15 protein-coding genes are annotated in these 12,570 nt (G+C 70.2%); 7 read left to right on the forward strand and 8 right to left on the reverse strand.

The annotated features are described in order from the left end of the window. Nucleotides 1–290: 290 nt before the first annotated feature. Nucleotides 291–932 (reverse strand): DNA-3-methyladenine glycosylase, encoded by a 642-nt coding sequence (locus tag ACIREE_RS41775; RefSeq protein WP_404164718.1) that lies wholly within the window; start codon nt 930–932, stop codon nt 291–293. 143 nt (nt 933–1,075) lie between these two features. On the opposite strand from ACIREE_RS41775, the gene ACIREE_RS41780 reads away from it, so the two are divergent. The 3 genes from ACIREE_RS41780 to ACIREE_RS41790 all read left to right on the forward strand — a co-directional run bounded on the left by ACIREE_RS41780 (nt 1,076) and on the right by ACIREE_RS41790 (nt 3,124). Beyond that, nucleotides 1,076–1,858: a sporulation protein gene (locus tag ACIREE_RS41780; protein WP_404164720.1), complete on the forward strand. Its 783-nt coding sequence runs from the start codon at nt 1,076–1,078 to the stop codon at nt 1,856–1,858. A 65-nt stretch (nt 1,859–1,923) separates the two neighbouring features. Further along, on the forward strand, nt 1,924–2,466 hold the full coding sequence (locus ACIREE_RS41785; RefSeq protein WP_404164722.1) for a YbhB/YbcL family Raf kinase inhibitor-like protein: 543 nt from the start codon (nt 1,924–1,926) through the stop codon (nt 2,464–2,466). A gap of 145 nt (nt 2,467–2,611) precedes the next feature. Continuing rightward, complete coding sequence (locus ACIREE_RS41790; RefSeq protein WP_404164724.1) at nt 2,612–3,124, forward strand: HNH endonuclease; 513 nt, start codon at nt 2,612–2,614, stop codon at nt 3,122–3,124. Between the two features lie 147 nt (nt 3,125–3,271). On the opposite strand, the gene ACIREE_RS41795 is transcribed toward ACIREE_RS41790, so the two are convergent. The 3 genes from ACIREE_RS41795 to ACIREE_RS41805 form a co-directional block, all read right to left on the reverse strand. Further along, nucleotides 3,272–4,213: an SPFH domain-containing protein gene (locus tag ACIREE_RS41795; protein WP_404164725.1), complete on the reverse strand. Its 942-nt coding sequence runs from the start codon at nt 4,211–4,213 to the stop codon at nt 3,272–3,274. Nucleotides 4,214–4,339: 126 nt separating this feature from the next. Next, nucleotides 4,340–4,771, reverse strand: coding sequence for an NfeD family protein (locus ACIREE_RS41800; protein WP_404164727.1), 432 nt, complete (start codon nt 4,769–4,771; stop codon nt 4,340–4,342). Between the two features lie 70 nt (nt 4,772–4,841). Continuing rightward, a complete protein-coding gene (locus ACIREE_RS41805) occupies nt 4,842–5,639 on the reverse strand; it encodes an ABC transporter ATP-binding protein (protein ID WP_404164729.1) in 798 nt (265 codons plus the stop codon). A 167-nt stretch (nt 5,640–5,806) separates the two neighbouring features. Between ACIREE_RS41805 and ACIREE_RS41810 the strand changes: the two genes are divergently transcribed. Further along, nucleotides 5,807–6,589 carry a hypothetical protein gene (locus ACIREE_RS41810; RefSeq protein WP_404164731.1) on the forward strand — a complete coding sequence of 261 codons (783 nt, stop codon included), beginning with the start codon at nt 5,807–5,809 and terminating at the stop codon, nt 6,587–6,589. A 90-nt stretch (nt 6,590–6,679) separates the two neighbouring features. On the opposite strand, the gene ACIREE_RS41815 is transcribed toward ACIREE_RS41810, so the two are convergent. The 4 genes from ACIREE_RS41815 to ACIREE_RS41830 all read right to left on the reverse strand — a co-directional run bounded on the left by ACIREE_RS41815 (nt 6,680) and on the right by ACIREE_RS41830 (nt 9,351). Then, the gene (locus ACIREE_RS41815; protein ID WP_404164733.1) at nt 6,680–6,919 is read right to left on the reverse strand and encodes a chaplin; all 240 of its coding nucleotides are present in this window, start codon (nt 6,917–6,919) and stop codon (nt 6,680–6,682) included. Between the two features lie 238 nt (nt 6,920–7,157). Then, nucleotides 7,158–7,403, reverse strand: coding sequence for a chaplin ChpE (chpE, locus tag ACIREE_RS41820; RefSeq protein WP_404164735.1), 246 nt, complete (start codon nt 7,401–7,403; stop codon nt 7,158–7,160). Nucleotides 7,404–7,574: 171 nt separating this feature from the next. Further along, complete coding sequence (locus tag ACIREE_RS41825) at nt 7,575–8,213, reverse strand: response regulator (RefSeq protein WP_404164737.1); 639 nt, start codon at nt 8,211–8,213, stop codon at nt 7,575–7,577. Then, nucleotides 8,206–9,351: a GAF domain-containing sensor histidine kinase gene (locus ACIREE_RS41830; RefSeq protein ID WP_404164739.1), complete on the reverse strand. Its 1,146-nt coding sequence runs from the start codon at nt 9,349–9,351 to the stop codon at nt 8,206–8,208. Before ACIREE_RS41830 ends, ACIREE_RS41825 begins: the two co-directional genes overlap by 8 nt. A gap of 183 nt (nt 9,352–9,534) precedes the next feature. Here ACIREE_RS41830 and ACIREE_RS41835 point away from each other — a divergent pair, with 183 nt between their 5' ends. The 3 genes from ACIREE_RS41835 (at nt 9,535) to ACIREE_RS41845 (ending at nt 12,398) form a co-directional block, all read left to right on the forward strand. Further along, complete coding sequence (locus tag ACIREE_RS41835; RefSeq protein WP_404164741.1) at nt 9,535–10,233, forward strand: SDR family NAD(P)-dependent oxidoreductase; 699 nt, start codon at nt 9,535–9,537, stop codon at nt 10,231–10,233. Further along, nucleotides 10,230–11,306 carry an S-adenosylmethionine:tRNA ribosyltransferase-isomerase gene (locus tag ACIREE_RS41840; protein ID WP_404164744.1) on the forward strand — a complete coding sequence of 359 codons (1,077 nt, stop codon included), beginning with the start codon at nt 10,230–10,232 and terminating at the stop codon, nt 11,304–11,306. Before ACIREE_RS41835 ends, ACIREE_RS41840 begins: the two co-directional genes overlap by 4 nt. Nucleotides 11,307–11,642: 336 nt before the next feature. Beyond that, on the forward strand, nt 11,643–12,398 hold the full coding sequence (locus ACIREE_RS41845; RefSeq protein ID WP_404164746.1) for a transglycosylase SLT domain-containing protein: 756 nt from the start codon (nt 11,643–11,645) through the stop codon (nt 12,396–12,398). The last annotated feature ends 172 nt before the right edge of the window (nt 12,399–12,570 follow it).

Here is a 12,570-nt window from a genome sequence, read left to right on the forward strand (position 1 = left end):
CCCTTCGTGTTTCCAACCTTACCAGATCCGTTTTCCGTTCCGTTTCCGGTTCGGATTTCATTTCCGGTGGCCGTTGGGGGCCTTTGCCTTTCGGCGTGTTCACTACGTTAGCCGATTCCCCCGGCAACTCATAATTGAGTTTCGCGAGTTTCAATTCAGGCATGCGGGCACGCCGAAATGATCCCCGCTGAGGGAAGTCGTAGGTAGTGGTTTGGCCGCTTCCGGCTGCTGGCTGAGCGCCATACCCGGTCAAGCGGCTCGGACCACATTACGGATCCCGCAAGACCGCGTCAAGCTCGGCGCCGGCGCGGAGTATGCGCCCGATAAGGGCTGACCGTCGGGTCGTTGGCGATCCAGAAGCGCCACGGATGGACGCCGCCGTCACCCGCGACTCCGGTCCGGGGGCCGCTGAGTACCTGGTCAATGGGGACCGGGGTGCCGTGCAGGATCGTCACCGGGGAGTCGGCGGGGGTACAGGTGTCCGTGCCGTCGAGAGTCCGGTCCACGTCCAAGGCGGTGGCCAGGCGCGCAGGGCCTTTGGCCAGTTCTCTGTCCTTACGGGCCGATAGACGACGTTTGCGGGCGAACTCGGCGCCCACGGTGATCTCACCGGCGCGCAGGAGAACTCCGCTCGCTGTGCCCGGCGGGCCGCACACCAGGTTCATGCAGTGCCACATGCCGTACGTGAAGTAGACGTACACGTGGCCGGGCGGACCGAACATCACGCTGTTGCGTGCGGTCTGTCCTCTATATGCGTGGGAGCCGGGATCGTTCGCGCCGTCGTAGGCCTCGACCTCCGTCAGGCGGAGCTCGATCGGGCCGTCGGCGGTGTGCCGTACCAAGGTGCGGCCCAAGAGGTCGGGAGCGACGTCCAGGACCGGGCGGTCGAAGAACTTGTGGGTCAGGGGCGTACGGTCAGGGGCCGCGATCATGCCGTCCGAGGGTAACGGAACGGGCGAGCTGGGGGCCTGCGGAACCGGGCGCCGGTCTACGGCGTTTGTAGTCAGCAGGACCAGCAGGACCAGCAGGTTCGGTCCTCGCGAGATCAACGTTCACCTACGGAGGAGATCGAGACATGGGCTTCAAGCGACTGTTGGCGAGTCTGGGTGCGGGCGGGGCGTCCGTCGAGACGGTGCTCACCGAGGCCAATGTCGTGCCCGGTGGAGTCGTGCAGGGTGAGGTGCGGATCCAGGGCGGCTCCGTCGACCAGGAGATCGAGGGCCTGTCCGTCGGGCTGCAGGCGCGCGTCGAGGTCGAGGGCGGCGAGCAGGAGACCAAGCAGAACATCGAGTTCACCAAGGTGCGGCTCGGGGGCGCGTTCCAGCTGCAGGCGAACGCGGTGCACGCGGTGCCGTTCGGGCTCGAGATCCCCTGGGAGACTCCGGTCACGACCATCGACGGGCAGCAGCTGCGTGGGATGAACATCGGCGTGACCACCGAGCTCGAGATCGCGCGGGCGGTGGACTCCGGGGACCTCGACGCCATCAGCGTGCATCCGCTGCCGTCGCAGCAGGCGATCCTGGACGCCTTCATCGGGCTCGGCTTCCGCTTCAAGAGTGCGGACATGGAGCGTGGGCACATCCGGGGCACCCGGCAGAAGCTGCCGTTCTACCAGGAGATCGAGTTCTTCCCGCCGCAGCAGTACCGGGGGCTCAATCAGGTGGAGCTGAGCTTCGTGGCCGACGACCGGGAGATGGACGTCGTACTGGAGATGGACAAGAAGCCGGGCCTGTTCAGCGAGGGCAGTGACACGTTCCGCTCGTTCGTCGTCGGGCACAACGACTTCCAGGGCACCGACTGGTCGGCGTATCTGCACCAGTGGCTGTCGGAGGTCGGCAGCCGGAAGAACTGGTTCTAGGTTTCAGGGTCAAGGCTCTGTGCAACCCGTGATTCTGTGAGATCCGTGATCCAGGAGGTGTCGTCGTGACCGAGCAGCCCGAGCGGGCGCCGCTCCCGCATGACTTTCATCCGCAGGTGCCGTCGTTCACCGTCGTGAGCGAGGACTTCGAGCCGGGTGGTGTCCTCGACGACGCGCAGGTCCACGCGGCCGGGAACACCTCGCCGCACCTGCGGTGGGAGGGCTTCCCGCCGAAGACCAAGAGCTTCGCCGTGTCGTGCTTCGATCCGGACGCGCCTACGGGCAGTGGGTTCTGGCACTGGTCCCTCTTCGACATCCCGGTGTCGGTGACCGAGCTGCCCGCGGGAGCGGGCAGCGGCACGTTCGAGGGGCTTCCCGAGGGCGCCGTCCAGGTCCGTAACGACTTCGGGACGAAGGAGTTCGGCGGTGCCGCGCCGCCGGCCGGGGATCCCGCGCACCGTTATGTCTTCACCGTGTACGCGGTGGATCAGGAGAAGCTCGGGCCGGACGCCGACGCTCCGCCGGCGTTCGTCGGCTTCAATCTGCGGTTCCACACGCTTGCGCGGGCGCAGGTGATCGCCGAGTACGCGGCTCCCGCGGAGAGCTAGCGTTCACCGGACGTTTGCCCGCCCCTGGTCTTGGAATTGATCAGGGGCGGGCATTTTTTTATTGCGTTGTCCATCTCGGCGTGCGCGGCCAGAGTTGACGCACGGACGCCGAGGGGTGATCCGCTGCGTACGGGAGGTGGGCAGGGTGCGGGACACATTGGTGCTGAACGCGAGCTTCGAGCCGCTCTCGACGGTGACGCTGAACCGAGCCGTCGTGCTGGTGCTTCAGGACAAGGCCGTCGTGGAGCAGGCCCACCCCGAGCTGCGCATGCGGGGAGCGGCCCTGGACATACCGGTGCCGAGGGTGATCAGGCTCTGCAGATATGTCCGGGTGCCGTTCCGAAGACGTGCGCCGTGGTCGAGGCGGGGTGTGCTCGTACGGGATCAGCACAGGTGCGCGTACTGCGGGCGGCGGGCGACGACGGTGGACCACGTGGTGCCCCGGTCGCAGGGTGGCGCGGACTCCTGGCTGAACACGGTGGCGTCCTGCGCCGAGGACAATCACCGCAAGGCCGACCGGACGCCGGAGCAGGCGGGGATGCCGCTGCTGCGGCAGCCGTTCGAGCCGACGCCCGCCGACGCGATGCTGTTGTCGCTGGGGACGGACGGGCGTGCGGGGCTTCCGGTATGGCTGGGGCAGCAGAAGGTTGCGGCGTAGCCGACCGAGCACAGCAGAGCGGGGGGGGGGCCGGGGGGGGGGGGGGGCGCGCGGGGGGGGGGGGGGGGGGCGCCCCCCCCCCCCCCCCCCGCGCGCCCCCCCCCCCCCCCGGCCCCCCCCCCGCTCTGCTGTGCTCGAAGCCAGGTCTCAGTCGATGGGGGGCTGCTCCCGGCGTTCCTTCGACGGCGCGGGCGGGGTCTGTCCGCCGCCGCCCATCGGGCCGAAGTTGCCCATGGCGCCGCTCAGGCCCTTGAGGGCGTCGCCGATCTCGCTGGGAACGATCCAGAGCTTGTTGGCGTCGCCCTCGGCGATCTTCGGGAGCATCTGGAGGTACTGGTAGGCGAGCAGCTTCTGGTCCGCGTCTCCGGCGTGGATGGACTCGAAGACCGTACGGATGGCCTGCGCCTCGCCCTCCGCGCGGAGAGCCGCCGCCTTGGCCTCACCCTCGGCCCGTAGGATCGCGGACTGCTTCTCGCCCTCGGCCGTGAGGATCTGGGACTGGCGGATGCCTTCGGCGGTGAGGATCGCGGCGCGCTTGTCACGGTCGGCGCGCATCTGCTTCTCCATCGAGTCCTGGATGGAGGTGGGCGGCTCGATCGCCTTGAGCTCGACGCGGTTGACGCGGATGCCCCACTTGCCGGTGGCCTCGTCGAGGACGCCGCGCAGTGCCGCGTTGATCTCCTCGCGGGAGGTCAGGGTCCGCTCGAGGTCCATGCCACCGATGATGTTGCGCAGGGTCGTCACCGTGAGCTGCTCGATGGCCTGGATGTAGCTGGCCACCTCGTAGGTGGCCGCCCTGGCGTCGGTCACCTGGTAGTAGATGACGGTGTCGATGTTGACGACCAGGTTGTCCTGGGTGATCACCGGCTGGGGCGGGAACGGCACGACCTGCTCGCGCAGGTCGATGCGGTTGCGGATGGAGTCGATGAAGGGGACGACGATGTTCAGGCCCGCGTTCAAGGTGCGGGTGTACCGGCCGAAGCGTTCCACGATGGCCGCGCTCGCCTGTGGGATGACTTGGATGGTCTTGATCAGGGCGATGAAGACCAACACCACCAGAATGATCAGGACGATGATGATCGCTGACATCGCGTCTCCTGTGCCCTTCGTGCCGTCGTCCTTCCGGCGCCGTCCCGCCGGAAGATCATGGGTTCCTGCTGATCGAGTCTGTCAGAACCGCCCATGTGGCGGGGGAAGTTCAGGTCACCCGCAGGCTCATATGACGATCGCCGTGGCCCCCTCGATGTCGACCACGTCGACCTGACGGCCGGGTTCGTACACCGCCTCGCCGTCCAGGGTGCGGGCCGACCAGATCTCGCCGCCGAGCTTGATCCGGCCGCCGCTTCCGTCGACGCGCTCGACCACGACGGCCTGCTTGCCCTTCAGGGCGTCGATGCCGGTCGCCAGTGCGGGCTGCTGGGTCCGCTGGCGTACGGCGATGGGCCGTACGACGGCGATCAGCGCGCACGAGACCACGGCGAAGACGAGGACCTGAAGGACCACACCCCCGCCGAGTCCGGCCGTGACGGCGCCGGCGACGGCGCCCACGGACAACATGCCGAGTTCGGGCATCGCGGTGATGACGAGCGGGATTCCGAGCGCGGCCGCCCCGATCAGCCACCACACCCATGCGTCGATGTCTGCCACCTGGTCATGGTAGATCCGCGGACGGCCGTGCCGACAGGGGACGATCGGTCCACGCGGCCGGAAGTGGCCGTCAGCCGAGCGGGAGGCCCGTCGCGGTCCAGCGGTCGTTCCGCTGCTCGACGACCAAGGGGAGGCCGAAGCAGCGGGAGAGGTTGCGGGAGGTGAGCTCCAGCTCCAGGGGGCCCGCGGCGAGGACCTTGCCCTGGCGGATCATCAGGACGTGCGTGAAGCCCGGGGCGATCTCTTCGACGTGGTGCGTGACCATGATCATCGAGGGGGCGATCGGGTCGCGGGCGAGCCGGCCGAGGCGGCGTACGAGATCCTCACGGCCACCCAGGTCGAGGCCCGCGGCGGGCTCGTCCAGGAGGAGCAGCTCGGGGTCGGTCATCAGGGCGCGGGCGATCAGGGTGCGCTTGCGCTCGCCCTCGGAGAGCGTGCCGAACCTGCGGTCCAGGTACTCGCTCATGCCGAGGCGGTCGAGGAAGGCGCGGGCGCGCTGCTCGTCGATGTCCTCGTACTGCTCCTGCCAGCCGGCCGTCATGCCGTACGCGGCGGTGAGCACGGTCTGCAGGACCGTCTGGCGCTTGGGCAGCTTTTCGGCCAGGCCGTTGCCGGCGATGCCGATGCGCGGGCGCAGTTCGAAGACGTCCGTGCCGGGCTTGCCGAGGGTCTCGCCGAGGATGGTGGCGGTGCCGCTGCTCGGGAAGAGGTAGCTCGAGGCGATGTTCAGGAGGGTGGTCTTGCCCGCGCCGTTCGGTCCGAGGATGACCCAGCGCTCGCCCTCCTTCACCGACCAGGAGACCTGGTCCACCAGAGCCCGGCCCTCGCGGACCACGGATACGTCCTCCAGCTCCAGCACATCGCTCATGAGCGCGTTGTCTCCCATTGCAGTCTCGGCCGTCTCGCGTGCGTCCGTAGAGGTTCGGCTTGTTCGGCGCTGGACGCAGCCCCCAGGGAAAACCTACGCCACTGGTCCGGTCGTCCATTCCATCGGTCGGGGTTTTGGCGTCATCCGGGGCTTCTAAGGTGGGACGCATGCTCTCGGAACCACGCTCTGGACGGCTCGCGGCATGGGGAAATGCCCTTTTGGCCGGGTTTATTGCGCCTGATGACGCGGTGCTCGCGATCGTCGGGGAGGACGCGGTGCACCGCGTCGAAGGGGTCCCAGGCGAGGCGGGCCCGGTCGGCCTGACGCTCGCTCTCGGGCGGCTGCGGGCCCTCGGGGTGAGCGGGCTGCGGGTCGCGCTGCCCGCGCCGGGGCATCCGCTGGGGCTGAGCGGTCCCGCGGAGTTCAACGCGCGGGCCGTGGAGGCCGAGGAGGCGGTCGTCTGTTCCGGGGCGGCGCTCGGGCTGGTTCCTGAGGTGTACGAGGCCGGGCCCGACGGCGATGTCCACGTCGAGGTGGTCTGGCACTGCCTGCCGGTGCGGGAGGCTCCCCCGGCGGACGTGCCGTCCCTCGGCGAGGCCGAGCGGGAACTGGCGGAGGCCCTACGGGAAGCCACGGAGGTGCTGACGCGGCTGGACGTGGCCGGGTCGGGGCCGGTGGCCGATGCCGCCGTCGACGCGTACCGGGCCCGGGCCGAGCGGGGCCGGGAGGCGCTTGCGCCCGGGTATCCGCCGCGCGCCGTGCGGGTACTCGAGCTGGCGCAGCGGGTGAAGCTGCTGGTCGATGTGGCGTACGAGAGCGGGCACGGCGGGGCCGTGAGCGCGTCGGAGATAGGCGCCCGGGCGGTGGCGCTCAGGCCGGTGGAGCGGACGGCCCGGCGGGCGCAGGTTGCCGCGTACAACGCGTTCGTGGAGGAGCGGGAGCGGGGGTGAGGCCCGGTCTGCGCAACGGGGTGGAACAGCCGGAGCCCCGCGGACTTCCGTCCGCGGGGCTCCGGTGCGCCTGCTCGGCAGCGGAGAACCTCAGTCGTTCGCCGCGGTGTTGCCGAAGGTCGGGTTCAGCAGACCGATGACGTTGACCGAGTCGCCCGTGACGTTCACCGGGATGTGGACCGGCACCTGGGCCTGGTTGCCCGAAATCACGCCCGGGGAGTTCGTGGCCGCACCCTGGGCCCCGGCGTCGGCGACCGCGGCACCGGCCGAGGCACCCGCGGCGACACCGGCGACGGCTACGGCCAGAGCGGCCTTCTTGGCGATGTTCATGAGAAGTGTTCCTCCAGATGGTGCGTTCCGGCCCCAAAGGCGAGCCGCATCGTGAGCAACGTCCCGGCCGGAGCGACGCAACGGGCGGGCCGCGCGATACGCCCGATCGGATCAATCGGCCCGCGTACGCCCGGCGCCTCGTTCGAAAGAATTCGAGAGGAAAGCCCGGAGGGGAGAGAACAGACCGGCCCCCGGGGCACGCCCGGGAGGCCGGTGGTCCTGGGGACCTGAGCTTGTGTCAGCCGTTGAAGCCGGCGTTGCCGAAGGCCGGGTTCAGCACGCCGATGACGTTCACGCTGTTGCCCACGGCGTTCACCGGGATGTGGATCGGGGCCTGGACCAGGTTGCCCGAGCCGACGCCCGGCGAGTGGACGGCCTTGCCGACCGCGTGCGCACCGTCAGTGGCGGAGGCGAGACCGGCACCGGCGGCGACCAGGCCACCTGCGACGAGGGTGACAGCCGCGGCCTTCTTCAGGTTCTTCACTTCAGGATCCTCCTAGCGATTGCCGCGGCCAGCCGCCGCAGCACGCACTGGAGAACGCGGCGGGGTCCGGCAGGTTGCGCCAAATGGAGGACACATACACGACAGTATGAATCTCTCACCGGACGGCAACCGCTCCCGCTGACGTGCAGTAGTGCGCCGGAGCGTGTCCGGTCAGCCCGCGGCGCCGTGCCGTACGGCCCACAGGGCGGCCTGGGTGCGGTCCGCCAGGTCGAGCTTCATCAGGATGTTCGACACATGGGTCTTCACCGTCTTCTCGGAGAGGACGAGGGCACGGGCGATCTCCCGGTTCGACCGGCCGTCGGCGATCAGGCCGAGGACCTCGCGCTCCCGCTCGGTGAGCGAACCGCCCCGCCCCTGGCCGCTGTTCGTCTCCTGGGAGAGCAGGGCGCCCGCCACCTCGGGCTGGAGCAGGATGTGGCCCGCGTGGACGGAGCGGATGGCGCCGGCCAGTGCGTCGGGGTCGACGTCCTTGTACACATACCCGGCGGCTCCGGCGCGCAGGGCCGGGACCACGGTGCGCTGTTCGGTGAAGCTGGTCACGATCAGCACGCGCGCGGGGTTGGCCAGTTCGCGAAGTCTGCGCAGCGCGTCGACGCCGTCCATGCCCGGCATCTTCACGTCCATGAGGACGACGTCGGGCCGCAGCTCCTCGGCGCGGTCGACTCCTTCCGCACCGTCCGCGGCCTCGCCGACGACCTCGATGTCGTCCTGGACCTCCAGGAACGTCCGCAGGCCCCGGCGGACCACTTGGTGGTCGTCGACCAGAAGCACCTTGATCGGTTCAGCCACCGGGGACCTCCATGTCGATCGTGGTGCCCTTGCCGGGCTCTGATTCCACTGTGAGCCGGCCGCCGACGCCGCTCGAGCGGTCGCGCATGGAGACCAGGCCGAGGTGGCGTCCCGCTCGGCGTATCGCCTTGGGGTCGAAGCCTTCGCCGTCGTCGGTGACGCGGAGGGCGGCTCCCGCGCCGCGCTTGTCGACCGTCACCTGGACATGCTCCGCACCGGAGTGACGCAACGCGTTGTGCAGTGCTTCCTGGGCGACGCGCAGCATCGCCTCCTCCTGCGCGGCGGGCAGGGCTCTGATGCCGCCGGTGGCGAAGGTGACGTGGGCCGTGTGGGCGCGGTCGAGGACCTGGATCTGGGTTCGCAAGGTGGCGACCAGGCCGTCCTCGTCGAGGCCCGCGGGGCGCAATTCCACGACGGCCGCCCGCAGTTCCTCGGTGGCCTCGGCGGCGAGCTCCACGACGTTGCGCAACTCGCCCTTGGCGCGGGCGGGATCGCGGTCCACCAGCTTGGCCGCGGCCTGGGCGGTGAGCCGTAGCGAGAACAGCTTCTGGCTGACCGCGTCGTGCAGTTCGTGGGCGAGCCGGGAGCGCTCCTCGGCGATGGTGAGTTCGCGGCTGCGCTCGTAGAGCCGGGCGTTGGTCAGGGCGATCGCGGCGTGCTGGGCGAGGATCCGCAGCAGTTCCTCGTCCTCCTGCGTGAAGCCGCAGCCTCCTTGCGGCTTGGGGCACCTCTTGTTCGCAAGGAAGAGCGCGCCGATCGTCTCGTCGCCGTCCTTGATGGGCAGGCCCAGGAAGTCGGACATCTCCGGGTGGGCCGACGGCCAGCCTTCGAAGCGGGGGTCCTCGCGGACGTCGGCGAGGCGCTCCGTGCGCGCCTCGCGCAGCATCGCGGCGAGGATGCCGTGCTGGCGCGGCAGCGGGCCGATGGCCTTCCACTGCGCGTCACTGACGCCGTCGACGACGAACTGGGCGAAGCCGCCGTGGTCGTCGGGCACTCCGAGCGCCGCGTACTCGGCGTCGAACAGCTCGCGCGCGGAGGCGACGATCGTCTTGAGGACGTCGCGCACCTCCAGGTGCCTGCTCATGGCCAGCAACGCGGCGCTCACCGCGGCCAGTCCTGTCCGTGGACCGTGACTCATGACCTCACCGTACCGGCGGGGTGTGACAGGGCGGATCCGACCTGGGGCGGCGGTCGACCGGGGCCGTGGACGTAGGCCGAAGGTCCTTGGGACGTTGCGGCCCGCGCACGAGGTGCCGCGGGCCCCCGCGTTCCTACGTTGCTGACAGCACGCAGGGACGGCGGATCGAAGGGGACGGTTCTCATGGCAGTAGCGATCATCACGGGGGCTTCGCGGGGGCTCGGGCGGGCGCTGGCCACGGCGCTGGCCGAGCGGGGCTGGGATCTCGTGCTGGACGCGCGGTCGGCACAGCCGCTGGAGGAGGTCGCCGCCGCGTTGCGCAGGCGGGGCAGGAAGGTGTCCGCGCTGCCCGGCGATGTCACCGACGGCGGGCACCGGGCCGAACTGATCGCGGCATCCTGGGAGTTGGGGGGCCTGGATCTGCTGGTGAACAATGCGGGGGTGCTGGGTGCGGCGCCCCTGGTGCCGCTCGAGAACCATCCGCTCAACGACTTCCGGGCAGCCCTTGAGGTCAATGTGGTGGCTCCGCTGGGGCTGCTCCAGGAGGCGCTGCCGCTGTTGCGCGAGGCGCCGGCCGGGGCGGTGATCAACCTGAGTTCGGACGCGGCGTCGGAGGCGTACCGCACGTGGGGCGGCTACGGGGCGACGAAGGCGGCTCTGGACCAGGTGTCGGCGGTGCTCGCGGTGGAGGAGCCCGGTCTGCGGGTGTGGGCGGTGGATCCGGGCGGGATGCGTACGGACATGCTGGCGGCCGCGGAGCCGGACGAGGACCTGAGCGGGGTGCCGGACCCCGAGGACGTGGTCCCCGTCTTCCTGCGCCTGCTGGATCAGCGGCCGGCGAGCGGGCGGTACGCGGCGCCTTCCCTGCTGGAGTCCCGATGACGCTCGCGCTGCGGGTCCCGGAGGAGCTGTCGGCGCGGGTCCCGGCCGAGCAGCGGGGGCCCGGGCGGGACAGGTCATCGGTGCGCCTCCTGGTGTCGCGGGGCACGGAGGTCGCCCACCGCGGCTTCGCCGAGCTGCCGGGCGAGCTGCGGGCCGGGGACCTGCTCGTCGTGAACACCTCGCCCACGCTGGCGGCCGCCGTGGACGGAAGCCTCGGGCACGCACGCGTGGTCGTGCACTTCTCCACCCGTGGCGACGACGGGCGCTGGGCGGTCGAGCTGCGCGATCCGGACGCGCGGGGCACCACGCGGCCGCGCGCTGGCGGGCCCGCGGGCACGTCGGTGGCGCTCCCCAACGGCGTAGGACTGGTGTGGGACGAGCCGGTGGCGGCGGGTTCGGAGCGGCTGTGGTGGACGCGGGCGGCCGGGGACGTGCCGGGGCTGCTGCGGCGGTACGGGCGGCCGATCCGCTACTCCTATACGGAGCGGGATCAGCCGCTGTCCGTCTACCAGACCGTGTTCGCGCTGCCGTACGGGGACGGGGCGGGCAGCGCGGAGATGCCGAGTGCGGCGCGGCCGTTCACGGAGCGGATGGTGGCGCGGCTCGTGAGCCGGGGTGTGCAGTTCGCGCCGATCACGCTGCATACAGGGGTGGCGTCGGCGGAGGCGCACGAGCCGCCTTATGGGGAGCGCTTCGAGGTGCCGGAGGCGTCGGCGCGGCTCATCACCTCGGCGCGGGCGGGAGGGGGCAGGGTCGTCGCCGTGGGGACGACCGCCGTGCGGGCCGTCGAGTCCGCGGTCGGCGACGACGGGGTGGTGCGGGCGGCGCGCGGCTGGACCGAGCTCGTCGTGAGGCCTGAGCGCGGGGTGCGGGTGGTGGACGGCCTGCTGACCGGGCTGCACGAGCCGGAGGCCTCCCATCTTCTGATGCTGGAGGCGGTCGCGGGGCGGGCGGCGGTGAGCCGTACGTACGAGGAGGCGCTGCGGGGGCTCTATCTGTGGCACGAGTTCGGCGACGTGCACCTCATCCTTCCGGAGGAGGGGCCTCACACAGCGCGTTGCAATGGCAACTGATGGTGAGATCGGCAGTGACGTGATGTGACGCCGCGCATAGGGCGCACATCACGTACGAAGGGCCCTAGTGGGTGAGCGCGGGACCTAGATTTCAGGGCTGTTCGGGGGCTGGGAGTCGCGAGGCGGCTTCCGGCCCCCTTCGACGTGTCCCTTTTCCACCGCCTGATCCACTACCTGACTTCGTACGTCACACCTTTGCCACAGAATTTTGCGGCCGCTAACAATGACCCTCGTCGCTCAACGCCGCCCGGTTCTACCCGGGGCGTTCGTGTCCTAAACACAGCCCGTCCGATTCGGTCGGTGAGCGGATCCGTTCTCCGAGAGGTCCCCGTCTCCATGTCCAAGCACAGCTTCCCCGGCCATAGTCAGCTGACCCGGACCCACAAGGTCTCGATGGCCGGCGTCGCCGCTCTCGGTGCCGCGGCCCTCGCGGTGACCCTGGTGCCGGCGCACGACTCGCAGGCGCAGGCGCAGGGCGAGACGGTCGCCGCCGCTCCCGTCGCCTTCACGACGAACGCGGGCACGCAGCAGATCAAGGACGTGCAGGCGAGCGTCACCGACCAGCAGGCCGGCGCGTCGGAGAAGGCCAAGCAGGCCGCCGCGAAGATCAAGGCCCAGCAGGAGGCCGAGGCGAAGAAGAAGGCCGACGCCGCGGCCAAGGCCAAGGCGGACGCGGATGCCAAGGCGAAGGCCGACGCGGACGCCAAGGCCAAGAAGGAGCGCGAGGTCAAGGAAGCCGCCTCCCGCGCCGCCGCCCGCCAGCCGGTCTACGCGAACAACCTGGACGGCTGGATCAAGCAGTCCCTCGACATCATGAAGTCCAAGGGCATCCCGGGCACGTACAACGGGCTGTACAGCAACATCATGCGCGAGTCCACGGGCAACCCGAGCGCCATGAACGGCTGGGACGTCAACGCCCAGAACGGCACGCCGTCGATCGGCCTGCTGCAGGTCATCCAGCCGACGTTCGACGCGTACCACGTCGACGGCACCTCGTCGGACATCTACAACCCGGTCGCCAACATCACGGCCGCCGCGAACTACGCCGCTGACAAGTACGGCTCGATCGACAACGTGAACAGCGCGTACTGAGACGCATTGCCGGGACCTCTGAGTCCGGAACCCGCTGAACCCCCACGCCGGAGAAGGGGGGGGCCCCCCCCCGGGGGGGCCCTGAGCGGCCAAACTAAGCACCGGGGCGGGGGTTGGTTGGGCAGGACCGAGGGGGCAGGGGGGGCGCGCGACCGGGGGCCCCCCCACCCCC

This window comes from Streptomyces sp. NPDC102467 (assembly GCF_044765445.1).
Classification (GTDB): Bacteria; Actinomycetota; Actinomycetes; order Streptomycetales; family Streptomycetaceae; genus Streptomyces.

What these genes read in the sequence shown, in the direction of transcription:
- ACIREE_RS41775 (WP_404164718.1), bottom strand. Translation starts at nt 932, where the DNA reads ATGATCGCGGCCCCTGACCGTACGCCCCTGACCCACAAGTTCTTCGAC.
- ACIREE_RS41780 (WP_404164720.1), top strand. Translation starts at nt 1,076, where the DNA reads ATGGGCTTCAAGCGACTGTTGGCGAGTCTGGGTGCGGGCGGGGCGTCC.
- ACIREE_RS41795 (WP_404164725.1), bottom strand. Translation starts at nt 4,213, where the DNA reads ATGTCAGCGATCATCATCGTCCTGATCATTCTGGTGGTGTTGGTCTTC.
- ACIREE_RS41805 (WP_404164729.1), bottom strand. Translation starts at nt 5,639, where the DNA reads ATGAGCGATGTGCTGGAGCTGGAGGACGTATCCGTGGTCCGCGAGGGC.
- ACIREE_RS41810 (WP_404164731.1), top strand. Translation starts at nt 5,807, where the DNA reads ATGCTCTCGGAACCACGCTCTGGACGGCTCGCGGCATGGGGAAATGCC.
- ACIREE_RS41815 (WP_404164733.1), bottom strand. Translation starts at nt 6,919, where the DNA reads ATGAACATCGCCAAGAAGGCCGCTCTGGCCGTAGCCGTCGCCGGTGTC.
- ACIREE_RS41830 (WP_404164739.1), bottom strand. Translation starts at nt 9,351, where the DNA reads ATGAGTCACGGTCCACGGACAGGACTGGCCGCGGTGAGCGCCGCGTTG.
- ACIREE_RS41835 (WP_404164741.1), top strand. Translation starts at nt 9,535, where the DNA reads ATGGCAGTAGCGATCATCACGGGGGCTTCGCGGGGGCTCGGGCGGGCG.
- ACIREE_RS41840 (WP_404164744.1), top strand. Translation starts at nt 10,230, where the DNA reads ATGACGCTCGCGCTGCGGGTCCCGGAGGAGCTGTCGGCGCGGGTCCCG.
- ACIREE_RS41845 (WP_404164746.1), top strand. Translation starts at nt 11,643, where the DNA reads ATGTCCAAGCACAGCTTCCCCGGCCATAGTCAGCTGACCCGGACCCAC.